At 55.8% G+C, this 12,814-nt stretch carries 11 protein-coding genes; 5 read left to right on the plus strand and 6 right to left on the minus strand.

All coding sequences use genetic code 11. The annotated features are described in order from the left end of the window. Nucleotides 1-7 precede the first annotated feature (7 nt). A complete protein-coding gene (locus O4G22_RS08370) occupies nucleotides 8-1,066 on the minus strand; it encodes a tRNA dihydrouridine synthase (RefSeq protein ID WP_306701516.1) in 1,059 nt (352 codons plus the stop codon). Between the two features lie 70 nt (nucleotides 1,067-1,136). On the opposite strand from O4G22_RS08370, the gene O4G22_RS08375 reads away from it, so the two are divergent. Then, nucleotides 1,137-2,336, plus strand: a complete 1,200-nt coding sequence (locus tag O4G22_RS08375) for a 4-hydroxy-3-methylbut-2-enyl diphosphate reductase (RefSeq protein WP_306701517.1) — start codon at nucleotides 1,137-1,139, stop codon at nucleotides 2,334-2,336. A 135-nt stretch (nucleotides 2,337-2,471) separates the two neighbouring features. On the opposite strand, the gene O4G22_RS08380 is transcribed toward O4G22_RS08375, so the two are convergent. Beyond that, nucleotides 2,472-2,693 (minus strand): hypothetical protein, encoded by a 222-nt coding sequence (locus O4G22_RS08380; protein WP_094136454.1) that lies wholly within the window; start codon nucleotides 2,691-2,693, stop codon nucleotides 2,472-2,474. Between the two features lie 80 nt (nucleotides 2,694-2,773). Next, nucleotides 2,774-3,037, minus strand: coding sequence for a 30S ribosomal protein S20 (gene rpsT / locus O4G22_RS08385; RefSeq protein ID WP_306701518.1), 264 nt, complete (start codon nucleotides 3,035-3,037; stop codon nucleotides 2,774-2,776). A gap of 160 nt (nucleotides 3,038-3,197) precedes the next feature. Here rpsT and O4G22_RS08390 point away from each other — a divergent pair, with 160 nt between their 5' ends. Both O4G22_RS08390 and ilvB read left to right on the plus strand, forming a co-directional pair. Beyond that, entirely contained in the window at nucleotides 3,198-3,806 is a 609-nt protein-coding gene (locus O4G22_RS08390; protein WP_094136452.1) for an HAD family hydrolase, read from the plus strand. Between the two features lie 149 nt (nucleotides 3,807-3,955). Further along, the gene (gene ilvB / locus O4G22_RS08395) at nucleotides 3,956-5,809 is read left to right on the plus strand and encodes a biosynthetic-type acetolactate synthase large subunit (RefSeq protein ID WP_295979449.1); all 1,854 of its coding nucleotides are present in this window, start codon (nucleotides 3,956-3,958) and stop codon (nucleotides 5,807-5,809) included. A 28-nt stretch (nucleotides 5,810-5,837) separates the two neighbouring features. Here the strand turns inward: ilvB and O4G22_RS08400 are convergent, their stop codons facing one another. Further along, nucleotides 5,838-6,200 (minus strand): hypothetical protein, encoded by a 363-nt coding sequence (locus O4G22_RS08400; protein WP_306701519.1) that lies wholly within the window; start codon nucleotides 6,198-6,200, stop codon nucleotides 5,838-5,840. 409 nt (nucleotides 6,201-6,609) lie between these two features. Between O4G22_RS08400 and O4G22_RS08405 the strand changes: the two genes are divergently transcribed. Continuing rightward, complete coding sequence (locus tag O4G22_RS08405; RefSeq protein WP_306701520.1) at nucleotides 6,610-7,506, plus strand: phosphatidylserine decarboxylase; 897 nt, start codon at nucleotides 6,610-6,612, stop codon at nucleotides 7,504-7,506. A 138-nt stretch (nucleotides 7,507-7,644) separates the two neighbouring features. Here the strand turns inward: O4G22_RS08405 and rpe are convergent, their stop codons facing one another. Together rpe and leuS are read right to left on the minus strand one after the other, a co-directional pair. Beyond that, a complete protein-coding gene (rpe, locus tag O4G22_RS08410; RefSeq protein ID WP_306713857.1) occupies nucleotides 7,645-8,292 on the minus strand; it encodes a ribulose-phosphate 3-epimerase in 648 nt (215 codons plus the stop codon). 30 nt (nucleotides 8,293-8,322) lie between these two features. After that, nucleotides 8,323-10,896 (minus strand): leucine--tRNA ligase, encoded by a 2,574-nt coding sequence (gene leuS / locus O4G22_RS08415; protein WP_306701522.1) that lies wholly within the window; start codon nucleotides 10,894-10,896, stop codon nucleotides 8,323-8,325. A 182-nt stretch (nucleotides 10,897-11,078) separates the two neighbouring features. On the opposite strand from leuS, the gene O4G22_RS08420 reads away from it, so the two are divergent. After that, complete coding sequence (locus tag O4G22_RS08420; RefSeq protein ID WP_306701523.1) at nucleotides 11,079-12,764, plus strand: sulfatase; 1,686 nt, start codon at nucleotides 11,079-11,081, stop codon at nucleotides 12,762-12,764. The last annotated feature ends 50 nt before the right edge of the window (nucleotides 12,765-12,814 follow it).

Below are 12,814 nucleotides of genomic sequence, written 5' to 3' on the forward strand. Positions count from 1 at the left end.
GTGAAATTCATACCTGAATTCCGGGAGGGAGACAAGCTTCCTCTTGCGCAAGGAGGGTATGGAAATGGGCAAAGAGATGCGTGTCTTCCGGCGGAGTGGGAGCAAAAGGTTCGTCGTTATCCAGAATGTCCTCGCAAATGCGCATGAAATCGCGGGCGGTTTTCGCCCTTTTCATATCATGGTCAAAGGTGCCGGGAAGTCCCCGCGCAGTATAAACCAGATATTTTTTCATGCGGTGGATGTGTTTTTCTTCCACGTAATGTTCCTGCATTTCCCGCGTGCGTTCATAAAGGCGGCGAATATAGTGCAGCACGTTCCGGAAGGTGAGGTTCACGGCGGCATGGCCCCGAAAGCGGGCATGAAGCTGGGAAAATATCCATGGATTGCGCAGGGCCGCCCGCCCGATCATCAGCCCTGCCGGCCGGGCCAGCCGCACCCATGCCTCCGCTGTAGCCGCATCCACAATATTGCCGTTGGCGACCACGGGACATTTCAGCATCCCTGCGGCCCATTTCACCCATTCCGGGTGCACCGGGGAGCGGTAGCCTTCACGGACGGTGCGGGCGTGAATGCACACCCTGTCCGGGGAATGGGAGGCAATTATTGGAAGGATCCGTTCAAATTCGTCCGGCGTTTCGTATCCCAGGCGGCATTTGACGGTGAAGGCTCCGGCGGGCAGTACGTCCCGGAGCGCTCCCAGGGCCGCGTCCATGGCCTTCAGGGACCGCAGCATGCCGCCCCCCGCATTTCTCCGGCATACGATGGGGGCGGGGCAGCCCATATTCAGATCCACGCCTGCACAGGCGTGTTCCATCAGGGCCTGTGCATCCCTTGCCAGATATTCCGGTTCATGGCCCACGAGCTGTCCGTAAATGGGGCGGCCCGTGGGATTTTCATCAATGGAACGCAGAATGTATGGCGACATCTTTTTATGATGGGCCACCGTCCGGAAATACTCCGTGATGAAATAATCCGGCAGGGAATTCAAGTCCTTCAATGTGTTGAGGAAAGCCAGATCCGTCACGTCTTTCATGGGGGCCAGGGCCAGGAGCATGGGTCTGTGCATACCGTGAAAAGCTCCGGTTGGCAAGCTGTGATTGTCTTGACGAAAGAAGGAAAGTGTGGAAGCTGGGAGCATGAATCAGGATTCAACCCGCAAAGCCAGAGTGAATGTGAGACGGGCCGAAGTAATGGAGCAGGTGGAGAAGGAAATCCAGCAGCATTACCAGAGTGAATTGATTTCCCATATCCGTTCTGCGGGCAATGTGTACAATCTGGGCCATACGGAATTTTTTCTCGCCCGGGAATTCGGGTTCTGCAACGGCGTACGCCGTGCCATTGATATAGCTTATGCGGCACGCAGAGTGTTTCCGGACCGGCGGATTTTTCTGATCGGGGACATTATCCACAATCCGGAGGTGAACCGGCAGCTGGAGGAGATGGGCATTCAAAAACTTCCCTGGAAGCAACTGGATTCCTCCTATGACCGGATTAACCCGGATGATGTGGTGATTATCCCCGCGTTCGGTGTTCCCACTTCTTTCATGGAGGCGCTGGAAGAGAAGGGAGTGCAGATTGTAGACACGACATGCGGGGACGTGATGAAGGTTTGGAAAAGAGTCAAGAATTACGCAGCCATGGGGATTACCTCCATTATCCACGGGAAGGCCACGCATGAGGAAACCAGCGCTACGGCTTCCCGTGCTCTTGGAGAACGGGGCAGGGGAAAATACCTGGTGGTTTACGATCTGGAGGATGCCCGCATCCTGTGTGACTACATTCTGGGCCGCGGAGACCGCGAGGCGTTTCTGAAACGGTTTGAAGGCTGTTATTCTCCGGGATTCGACCCTGACCGTGATCTGGAGGAAGTGGGTATCGCCAACCAGACTACCATGCTGAAAACGGAGACGCAGACGCTTCAGAAGATGGTGAAGGATGCCGTTGTCCAGAGGGACGGAGATGATGATAATTTCTATGTGTTTGATACTATTTGCGGCGCTACCCAGGATCGTCAGGATGCCCTGTATGAACTGTTGAAGAACTCTCTGGACGTTATGTTTGTGGTGGGCGGCTACAACAGTTCCAACACAACGCACCTGGTGGATATTGCCAGGGAGCATGTGCCCACGTATTTCATTGAATCCGCAGAATGCATCAAGTCCATCCAGTATGTGGATGCTTTTGACACGAAAACGCGGGAAGTGCACCGCATGACTACGGAACCGGTAGTGCAGAATCTGGGCAAGTCCCTGAAAGTGGGAATTACGGCAGGTGCTTCATGCCCGGCCAACCTGATTGAGGCTACCATCCTCCGCATTGCGGATCTGCGCAAGTAGCGAAACGCCTCCGGTTTGGCGGATGAGAAAAAAGAAGCGTTCTTTTCCAACGGCGGTACTGCCGCTTTTTCCGTAGCACGGAGCAGAAACCTGGGCCGTGGAAGAAGACATGGGGAAAACCGCGGGGGCCGTTTTCTAAATTTCCAAATCTTCCGGTGTAACGGAACGTTGTTCCCGGGATGCAAGCAGTACGGCTTGCTCCACAACGTATTCCGTATTGGAGTCAAAACGGTAGGCGTTGCAGTTGGGGCACACGGCCGTAGTCTGGGATACGATGGAGCCGCAGGCTTCGCAAACCTTGAAGTCCCCGGGACGGTCAATAATCAGTTTGGCTTTATCCAGGCGGGATTGCTGCATGGGAGTAGAAAATAAAACAAGCCGCTCAGCAGAACAGAGCGGCTTGCCATAAAGAATCGTCAGAAAACCGAAGTGAAAACTCAGGCGATTTTTGCGATGGCCTTGGCGGCCTTGCTCTTGTAGTTGGCAGCGCGATTGGCGGGGATGGTGCCAACCTTGGCGGCTTTGTCAACGGCTGAGGAGAAAGTGTTGTAGGCAGCGGCAGCGGCTTCCTTGTCGGACGTTTCCACCGCAACGGCAACTTTCTTGCGGAGGGTCTTCAACCTGGAGGTCACGGCGCGGTTGCGGGCGGTGCGGGTTTCTGTCTGGCGGATGCGCTTGAGTGCAGATTTGGTATTGGCCATGTTTAAAAAAGGTTCGGTTTCCGTTTCGAGGTGGCAGAAACATTAGAATAACAGGACAAAATGTCAAGCTCTTGATGTATTTTTTAAGGCATTCCTTTCCCGCGCGGGCTGACTGCGGGCTTTACCGGAAAAGGAGTTTGTGGCATTATATCCCCCCGTTATGAAGAAACGCGTGGATTTGCCTGAAAAAAAATATGAAGGATATATTTTTGATTTGGACGGCACCCTGGTGGACAGCATGCCGCTCCATTACAGGGCATGGCGCGAAGCTTTGGCACGTGCGGGGGCTCCGGACCATGTGTTCCGGGCGGATGAATTCTATTCCTGCGGCGGAAAGTCCGCCAATGATGTGGTGCGTTTTTTAAATGAACGGTACGGCATGCACATGGATGCGGCATCCACGGCTGCGGATAAGCGCCGCATTTATCTGGAAATGCTGGAAAAGGAAGGCATGCAGCCTATCCGGGAAGTGGTGGAGTTCGTGCATTCCCTTGGAGACGCCCCCAAGGCGATAGCCACCGGGAGCGCCATGCCGGGAGCGTCCCGGACTTTGGCTGCCGCCGGGCTTTCAGGCCTTTTTGACGTGATTTTGACGCCGGATGAGGTGGAGCATGGCAAACCTGCGCCGGACATGTTTCTGAAGGCGGCGGAGCTCCTGGGGGTTGCCCCGGACCGTTGCGTGGTTTTTGAGGATGCCGAGCCCGGCATGAAAGCTGCCGAAGCCGCAGGAATGGACTGTGTGCAGGTCCGGCGGCCATCCCTGGACTGATTCCTCTTTCCTGATTTTTTGCGGAAGAGGATTCCGGAATTTTCCTCCTTTCTTCATGCCCTTCTTCCTTTTAAGGAAAAGGCTTCACATTGCGTCCGGAATGCGTTAGAACCTTTTTTCCTATTGAACAAATAAAATATTATTTGCACATGAGCACAAACGACAAAACATCATCCGCCCCGACGAAAACCCGCATGACAGGAGCTGAAGTGCTCGTGGAATGCCTCGTGCGTGAAGGTGTAGACGTCGTCTTTGCCTATCCTGGCGGCGCCAGCATGCCGATTCATCAGGCCCTGAGCCATCAGCCCAAGATACGGACCATCCTGCCCCGTCATGAACAGGGCGGGGCATTCGGCGCGGAAGGTTACGGACGCGTTACGGGCAAGGTGGGCGTTTGTATTTCCACCTCCGGCCCTGGCGCCACCAATATGATTACCTCCATTGCGGACGCTTATCTGGATTCCACGCCTCTGGTGGCGATTACGGCGCAGGTCATGCGCTCCCTGATTGGGCGCGGCGCCTTTCAGGAAACAGACGTATTCGGCATGACCTCCCCTATCGTGAAGCACAGCTATTTGGTGACGGAACCGGAAGAATTGCCCCGCATCATCAAGGAAGCTTTTTACATTGCCTCTACGGGCCGTCCGGGCCCTGTGCTGATTGATATGCCCAAGGACGTGCAGGAGGCTGTGTTTACGCCGGACTTCGACATGGAGATGGATATTCCCGGCTACAATCCCGTGTTGCCCGTTCCTGCGGAAAAGCTGGAAGAACTTATCCCGTTGATTGAAAACGCCCAGCGGCCTGTTATTTATGCCGGCGGCGGCATTATTTCTGCGGAAGCCTCCGGAGACCTTCTGGAATTTGCGGAACGTTCCCAGATTCCTGTGGCGACTACCCTGATGGGCATTGGCGCCATGCCGGAAACCCACCCTCTTTCCCTGCGCTGGCTGGGCATGCACGGAGCCGTGTTTGCGAATAACGCCGTAAATGAAGCGGATCTGGTCATTGCCCTGGGCGCCCGGTTTGACGACCGCGTGACGGGCGCCGTCAATATGTTCTGCCCGGGTTCCACGATCGTTCACATTGACATTGACGCCAGCGAGATCAATAAAAACAAGAAAGTGGCGTATCCCATCCGCGCGAACGTGAAGGATGCCCTCCAGGTGCTCAACTCCGCTCTGGCCGCAAAAGGCTGGGAACGCAGATCCTCCGGCTTCACCCGCACGCCGGAATGGTTCGGCGTGATTGACGGCTGGAAAAAACAGTACCCCTTCTCCTATGAAGACCGCAAGGGGTATATCGCCCCGCAGGCCGTCATTGAAGAGCTCTACCGCCAGACGGCGGACAAGGACCCCATCATCTGCACGGGGGTGGGCCAGCATCAGATGTTTGCCGCCCAATTCTTCAAGTTTGACAAGCCCCGCCGTCTGGCTACTTCCGGCGGTTTGGGAACCATGGGCTATGGGCTTCCGGCCTCCATGGGGGCGTGCCTGGCTTATCCGGACAGACTGGTGGTGAATATCGACGGGGACGGTTCCATGCTCATGAATATTCAGGAGCTGGCCACCATTCATGTGGAGCGTCTGCCCGTCAAATGCATTATCCTGAACAACCAGCACCTGGGCATGGTGGTTCAGTGGGAAGATTTGAAATATGATTCCAACCGGGCACAGACCTTCCTGGCGGACCCGCACGACAATTATGACCCTACCCATAAAACGGAAGACGTCATCTACCCGAACTATCCGCTTATTTGCGCCGGATTCGGCGTCAAGTGCGAGCGTGTGCTTCGCATAGAGGAGCTTCCTGCGGCTATCGCCCGGATGATTGAATCCCCTGAGGCCTATGTCCTGGACGTCATGGTTCCCCATGATGTGCATGTGCTGCCGATGATTCTGGGGGGCATGAGCTACAAGGATGTGATTCTGGAACGTATTGCCGGGGATGGTTCCGCCAAAAAGGCGTCTGAACTGGGCAAGGAAATTCCGACCGCCTTGTAAAGGTGAGGAGAATTTTTCCCATTGAGCCTTAAGCTGGAGCCGTCCGTAAGGGCGGCTCCTGTTTTTCATGGAGGAACATTCCTGTTTCCCGGGAGGTGGATGCCTGGTTTTGTAAGGTATAAGGAAGATGGTTCTGGACGCGGCGGAAAAGAACGGTTAACATCAACGAAACAAATTGAGTGCAAGCTGGCTGGGACGTGAAGAAACTGAGTTTTTCTGAAATGATACCGCTTCGGATGCTGCCTTGCGCCAACCTCAAGCTCACAGAAAATTTCCGGGAATCCGGCGCATGCTGTAAGTGCTTGGGTAATGTATCTTGAAAAAATCTCCTTTGATCAGGCCTGTCTGCATCCGTTTTGTTCATCAGGTTGGCGCAAAATCTTTGTTGCATGTTTGATGCTCAAACTGTATTAGTCTGGCCGTCGCACCCTCACGGGTGTGTGAATTGAAACGTTGGAAAGCGAAAAGAAAGTCGCACCCTCACGGGGGTGTGAATTGAAACTTTCAGTCCGGGAGCCGGAAAAGAGCCGTTCGGCCGTCGCACCCTCACGGGTGCGTGAATGGAACCCCGTGGTTTGAGAGTGCCGTTTACTATTTTTAAAAAGCAAGGTCTGAGTAATACAGAAGAAAGACAGAATGCCCCTTGTTTCTCAGTATTTGAATCCTGAGCGGGACAGGGTGATTTGTACAGAGAGGGCGGTGCGCAGGAGCAAAGCGCCCGTGCTGCGTACTGGAAACAGGAAGCAGGGATATTCTTTCGGCTGGACAAATGGAGAAGCGGAAGACACTCTAAGCGTTCCATGGAGGACATACGCTATTACAACCGTTATACGGGCAGAGTGGAACGGGAGCAGGTACTGGGGGAGAAGTATATGCAATGGATTTACGGCACTGCCTCGGGGAAAGCGGCGCTGCATGTCCTGATTAAACGAGGCGTTTTTTCCCGTCTGCTGGGGTGGTTGAAGAACCGCCCTTCCAGCGCCCGTTCCATTCCCTCTTTTGTGAAGGAGTACGGCATTAATATGGAAGATTCTCTCAAGGGGATGGGAGAGTTCAGGCATTTCAACGATTTTTTCTACCGCCGCCTGAAACCGGGCGCCCGTCCTTTGGCTGGTGGAGAGGATACGGCCGTTTTCCCTGCAGATGCCCGGCACATGGGCTGGGAACGCGCCGACCGAATTAAGAACGTTTTTGTGAAGGGGCAGAGTTTTGACCTGCCTTCCCTGCTGGGGAGCGACACCCTGGCTGAGCGGTATGCGGCAGGCGCCGTCGTCTTGTCGCGCCTGTGCCCTACGGATTACCACCGTTTTCATTTTCCCGTATCCGGGGTGCCCGGTCCGTGGACGAAGCTGGGAGGCCCGTTGGCAAGCGTGTCTCCATATTGCCTGCGCAGCCGTCTGGCATGGCTATGGACTAATAAAAGGAATTTGACCCTGATCCAGTCGGAGTTATGGGGAGAGGTCGCCATGCTGGAGGTGGGGGCTACCGGAGTTGGGCTGATTGAAGAGACGTATGTTCCGGGCGCTTTCTCCGCAAGAGGGGCGGAGAAGGGGTATTTTGCCTTTGGGGGCTCCACGGTAATGTGCTTTTTTGAACCGGGCAGAGTCAGGCTGGCTTCCGATTTGTTGGAAAAGACGGAGGAAGGTTTGGAGCTGTTTGCCCGGCAGGGCGACATGATGGGCACGGCAGCGACATAGCGTTGAGGCTGGTGTGCCTGTCCCGCCATGTTTTGAATAGGGCTTTCCCTTAAAGCCTGATAGCAGGAGGCCGGAGATGGAACTCCGGCGTTTCAGGGCGGATGTTCGGATTTTTGATTTCCCGAAGTGCCAGGCGGGTTATTTCATTTCCGCAATGGCTTGGGCCATATTCGGAGCCTTGAAGGTAGAGGAACCTGCCACCAGCACGTCCGCCCCGGCCAGAGCGCACTGGGCTGCGTTGTTTTTGCCAATTCCTCCGTCCATTTGAATAAGGAAGGAAGCGCGGTTTTCCGTACGCCATTCGACGGCTTTTTCCACCTTGTCCAATACGGAGGGCATGAAGGATTGGCCGCCGAAGCCCGGCACTACGGACATGACCAGCAACAGGTCTATTTCCGCCAGGTAGGGTTCTACGGTTTCAAAGGGAGTGGCCGGGTTGAGAGCCAGGCCGTTTTTTACTCCGGCTTTCCGGATTCGTCCGAGGGTGTTGCGAATGTAGTAAGGGTCGCCCAGTTCCACGTGAAAGCAGATGAGGTTCACGCCTGCCTTGACGAAGCGGTCAAAGTAGTGGTCCGGCCGTTCTATCATCAGGTGAGCATCCAGAAAGCGGTCCGGCCCCACCGCTTTTCTGACGGCGGCGCAGATTTCCGGGCCAAAGGAGATGTTGTCCACAAAGTGGCCGTCCATGATGTCCAGATGCAGCCAGTCGGCTCCGGAGTCAAAGGCGCGGCGCGCTTCCTCCCCGATGCGGGAGAAGTCGGCGGCCAGCAGGGACGGGGAGATCATGGTCATGATGGCAGGGTCTTTCCGGGGTTGTCAGTTGGCTACGATGTTGACCAGGCGGCCGGGCACGACAATTACCTTGCGCACGGTGACGCCGTCCAGGAAAATGTTCACCTTAGCGGAGGCCAGGGCCAGCTTTTCCAGTTCTTCCCGGGAGATGTCCTTGGGCACTTCCAGCTTGTCCCTCAGTTTGCCGTTCACCTGGATGACCATGGGAACGGTATTTTCCTCCAGAAGGGCTTCCTCCCATTCAGGCCAGTTTTTCTGGCAAAGCTGCGTTTGGGCCAGAGCCGGGAAGGCTGTTTGCAGGCGGCTGTGGATTTCTTCCGTAAGGTGGGGGGCAAAGGGATTTAACAGGGTCAGGAAGGCATCATAGTCCTGAACGTCCACCACGTCCGCGGAGGTCATGGCATTGGTGCATTCCATCATTTTCGCAATGGCGGTGTTGAAGGACATGGCATTGATGTCCTCCGTCACTTTTTTAATGGTTTTGTGCAGTTCCTTGCGTACGGCAAGCACCTCGGCTTCCGCAGCGTTCTCCGCCAGTTTGGAGTTGATTTCCCATTCTCCTTCCTGATTTTCCCGGAAGGCCACGCGCCAGACGCGGGCCAGAAAGCGGGAAATGCCTTCCACGCCTTTGGTCGCCCAGGGTTTCACGTCCTTGAGAGGGCCCATGAACATTTCATATAACCGCAGGGAGTCCGCTCCATATTCGCGGACGATGTCGTCCGGATTGACGACGTTGCCGCGGGATTTGGACATTTTCTGGCCGTCTTCCCCCAGGATGAGCCCCTGGTTGACGAGTTTCTGGAAGGGCTCGTTGGTGCTGAGATAGCCGAGGTCAAAGAGGACCTTGTGCCAGAAGCGGGCATAGAGAAGGTGGAGAACGGCGTGTTCCGTGCCGCCTACGTACAGGTCCACGCCTCCGGGGGTTCCGGCGGATCCCATCCAGTATTGTTCCGCTTCCCGGCTGACGAAGCGTTCCGTGTTGGCCGGATCCAGGTAGCGCAGGTAGTACCAGCAGGAGCCGGCCCATTGGGGCATGGTATTCGTTTCCCGGTGGGCCGTGGGCGTGTAGGCTATCCATTCCTCAGCCTTGACCAGAGGGCCGCGGGGGTCTCCCGTGGGGGCGAAGTCGTCCAGATCCGGCTGGAGTACGGGGAGTTCGCTTTCCGGCAGGGCATGGTGGCGGCCGTTTTCCCATACGATGGGGAACGGTTCCCCCCAGTAACGCTGGCGGGAGAAGAGCCAGTCGCGCAGCTTGTAGTTTACTTTGCGGCGTCCCTTGCCGTTTTCTTCCAGCCAGAGGATCATTTTTTCCTTGGCTTCCGGAGTAGGCAGTCCGGTCAGGAAGTCGGAGTTCACGCTGGAACCTTCATAACCGCAGAAGCCGCGCCAGTCCATGTCTTCACTGGGCGGCTGAACTACCTGGAGAACAGGCAGGCCGAAGACTTGGGCAAAGGCGAAGTCGCGTTCATCATGGGCGGGGACGGCCATGATGGCTCCGGTTCCGTAGCCCATCAGCACATAGTCCGCAATCCAGACGGGGATTTTCTTTCCATTGACCGGATTGACGGCATAGGCTCCGGTGAAGACCCCTGTTTTTTCCTTGGAGAGGTCTGTGCGTTCCAGGTCGCTTTTGGAGGCGCATTGGGCGCGGTATTGTTCCACGGCATTTTTCTGTTCCGGCGTGGTGACGGCATCCACCAGCGGGTGTTCCGGGGAAAGAACCATGTAGGTGGCCCCAAAGAGGGTGTCCGGCCTGGTGGTGTAGACAGTGATCGTTTCTCCGTCCAGGGTAAAGTCCACTTCCGCCCCTTCCGATTTGCCTATCCAGTTGCGCTGAAGCAGTTTGATGGATTCCGGCCAGTCCAGGGGCTCCAGCTCGTCAATAAGGCGTTCCGCATAGTCCGTGATGCGCAGCATCCACTGGCGCAGGGGACGGCGTTCCACGCGGTGCCCCTTGGATTTCCATTCCTCCACTTCCTCATTGGCAAGGACGGTTCCCAGGTCCGGAGACCAGTTGACGGCCGCTTCCGCCACGTAAGCCAGCCGGCGCTGGTCGATTTCCTCCCGGCTTAATCCCTGTTCCTCCAGCTCGGAAACGGGGCGCGCCTTTTTCAGTTCCTTGTTGTAGTAGGAGTTGTAAAGGCGGAGGAATATCCACTGGGTCCACCGGACGTATTTATGGTCCGTTGTTGCTATTTCCCGGTCCCAGTCGTAAGAGAACCCCAGCATTTTGAGCTGGCGGCGGAAGTTGTCTATATTCCGGAAGGTAGTGACGGAGGGGTGCTGCCCGGTTTTAATGGCGTATTGCTCCGCCGGAAGGCCGAAGGAGTCCCACCCCATGGGATGGAGCACGTTAAAGCCGTTCATGCGTTTGAAACGCGCTATAATGTCCGTGGCGGTGTATCCTTCCGGATGGCCCACATGCAGCCCCGCTCCGCTGGGGTAGGGGAACATGTCCAGCACGTAGTATTTGGGTTTGGACGCATCAAAGCCCTCTTCCCCCGGGTTGTTTACTTTAAAGGTTTTCCTTTCGTCCCAGATCTGTTGCCATTTAGGTTCAAAAACGTCAAAGGGATATGGTTTCTTACGCTCGGACATGACGGGAGGGAATGTATACTCCGCCCGCGGGTCAATCAAGCCTAAACCCGGCGGAATACAGGCGCTTCCCATGCGCCGGGGGCATGATGCCGTTTTTCGGAGAAAAGAGGAAAGGGCAGAAGGTGTTTGCGCGTATTTTTTAACTGAAAGGTTTTTGTTGACCGTATTAAATGATTGCAACCATGAAGTTTACTTCCTGTATTATATCTGCCGTCTGCGGCGCAAGTTTCCTGTTTGCCGGGGCATCCGCTCAGGGCAACGGTTTCGGCCCTGCTTCCGGAAAGAAGCCCAACATCATCGTTTTCCTGGTAGATGACATGGGCTGGCAGGATACGTCCCTCCCTTTCTGGTCTGACAGCCAGGGCAATCCGAAGAAAACGTTTTTGAACAGGCGCTACCGGACGCCGAATATGGAGAAGCTGGCTTCCCAGGGCATGACGTTTACGGATGCGTATGCCCATCCCCTTTGCACGCCTTCCCGGGTGAGCCTGATGTCCGGCATGAATCCGGCGCGGCACCGCGTGACCTGCTGGGTACGGGAGCAGAACGGGACGACGGACGCCAACAGCAGGAGCCTCCAGCCTCCGGACTGGGCGCTGAACGGTCTTCAGCCGGTTGGCACTTCCGCCAGGGGAACGACGAAACGCCCCATTTCCGGGGAGGATATGCGCTATCATATGACGCGCCCTTTTGTCACAGCGGCCACGCTGCCGGAGATGCTGAAGAAGTGCGGATATGTTACCGTCCATTGCGGGAAAGCCCATTTCGGCACGCAGGGGACTCCGGGCTCCAATCCGTTGAATATGGGATTTGATTATAATATCGCGGGTACGGAGATCGGCCATCCGGCGGATTACCGCGGTTCCAGGCATTACGGAAAGGGGTTCAACCATGTGCGCGGGTTGGATGAGAATAATTATTACCAGGACGATGTATTTTTGACGGAGGCCCTGACGCAGGAGGCCATTAAACGCCTGGAAGCCATCAGGACCAATCCGGAGGAGGCAGGCAAGCCCTTTTATCTGTACATGGCCCATTACGCTTTGCATTCTCCGCTGGATGAGCGCGCTTACGACAAGAGGTTTGCGGATGCCTACAAAAATCCGGAGGACGGCCACACGTGGTCCCGGACGGAGAAGCATTATTCCGGGCTGATCGAGGGGATGGACAAGAGCCTGGGTGATATCATGACGTACCTCCGGGAGCATCACCTGGATAAAAATACCGTACTGGTGTTTATGTCGGATAACGGGGGCTTGTCCATCTCCGGCAGACTGGGCAATGAAGAGGCCAATTATCCTCTTTCCTTCGGCAAGGGGTCGTGCATGGAAGGCGGTATCCGGGAGCCTATGATTGTTTTCTGGCCAGGCGTGACGAAGGGCGGTTCAAGGTGTGCCGTTCCGGTGGTTATTGACGATTTTTTTCCGACTCTTCTGGATATCGCCGGATGCCGGAACGCAAAGGTTCCGCAGAAGCTTGACGGCTTGAGCCTGGTTCCTTTGCTCAAAGGCGGCCGGTTTCCTGAAGACCGCCCCCTTTTGTTCCACCAGCCGAATAATTGGGGGGAGGGCAGCCGGCTGGCGCCGCAGTACACTTCTTCCACCGCATTGCGCCAGGGGGATTGGAAACTGATTTACCGCCACTTGAACCAACGCTTTGAGTTGTATCATTTAAGGAAAGATATCGGCGAAAAGGAAAATCTGGCTTCCAGGGAGCCGCGTAAAACCAGGGAAATGGCTGCCGTCATGGGCAGGTTGCTCCGGGAGAGGAAGGCGCAAATGCCAACCTATAAGAAGGATAACGAGCTGGGCGTTCCTGCCGGGAGTTCCGTCCCGTGGCCCGACCAGGTGAAAGGGCATGGTTTTTGATGCTTCGCCATAACGTTTTTCCAAAGTTTTTTCATGAACCCCGGCAGGAT

It is taken from the genome of Akkermansia muciniphila (assembly GCF_030848305.1).
GTDB classification, from domain to species: Bacteria; Verrucomicrobiota; Verrucomicrobiia; order Verrucomicrobiales; family Akkermansiaceae; genus Akkermansia; species Akkermansia muciniphila_A.

What these genes read in the sequence shown, in the direction of transcription:
- O4G22_RS08390 (WP_094136452.1), top strand. Translation starts at nt 3,198, where the DNA reads ATGAAGAAACGCGTGGATTTGCCTGAAAAAAAATATGAAGGATATATT.
- O4G22_RS08400 (WP_306701519.1), bottom strand. Translation starts at nt 6,200, where the DNA reads ATGCAACAAAGATTTTGCGCCAACCTGATGAACAAAACGGATGCAGAC.
- O4G22_RS08375 (WP_306701517.1), top strand. Translation starts at nt 1,137, where the DNA reads ATGAATCAGGATTCAACCCGCAAAGCCAGAGTGAATGTGAGACGGGCC.
- O4G22_RS08370 (WP_306701516.1), bottom strand. Translation starts at nt 1,066, where the DNA reads ATGCACAGACCCATGCTCCTGGCCCTGGCCCCCATGAAAGACGTGACG.
- O4G22_RS08420 (WP_306701523.1), top strand. Translation starts at nt 11,079, where the DNA reads ATGAAGTTTACTTCCTGTATTATATCTGCCGTCTGCGGCGCAAGTTTC.
- ilvB (WP_295979449.1), top strand. Translation starts at nt 3,956, where the DNA reads ATGAGCACAAACGACAAAACATCATCCGCCCCGACGAAAACCCGCATG.
- O4G22_RS08405 (WP_306701520.1), top strand. Translation starts at nt 6,610, where the DNA reads ATGGAGGACATACGCTATTACAACCGTTATACGGGCAGAGTGGAACGG.
- O4G22_RS08380 (WP_094136454.1), bottom strand. Translation starts at nt 2,693, where the DNA reads ATGCAGCAATCCCGCCTGGATAAAGCCAAACTGATTATTGACCGTCCC.
- rpsT (WP_306701518.1), bottom strand. Translation starts at nt 3,037, where the DNA reads ATGGCCAATACCAAATCTGCACTCAAGCGCATCCGCCAGACAGAAACC.
- leuS (WP_306701522.1), bottom strand. Translation starts at nt 10,896, where the DNA reads ATGTCCGAGCGTAAGAAACCATATCCCTTTGACGTTTTTGAACCTAAA.
- rpe (WP_306713857.1), bottom strand. Translation starts at nt 8,292, where the DNA reads ATGATCTCCCCGTCCCTGCTGGCCGCCGACTTCTCCCGCATCGGGGAG.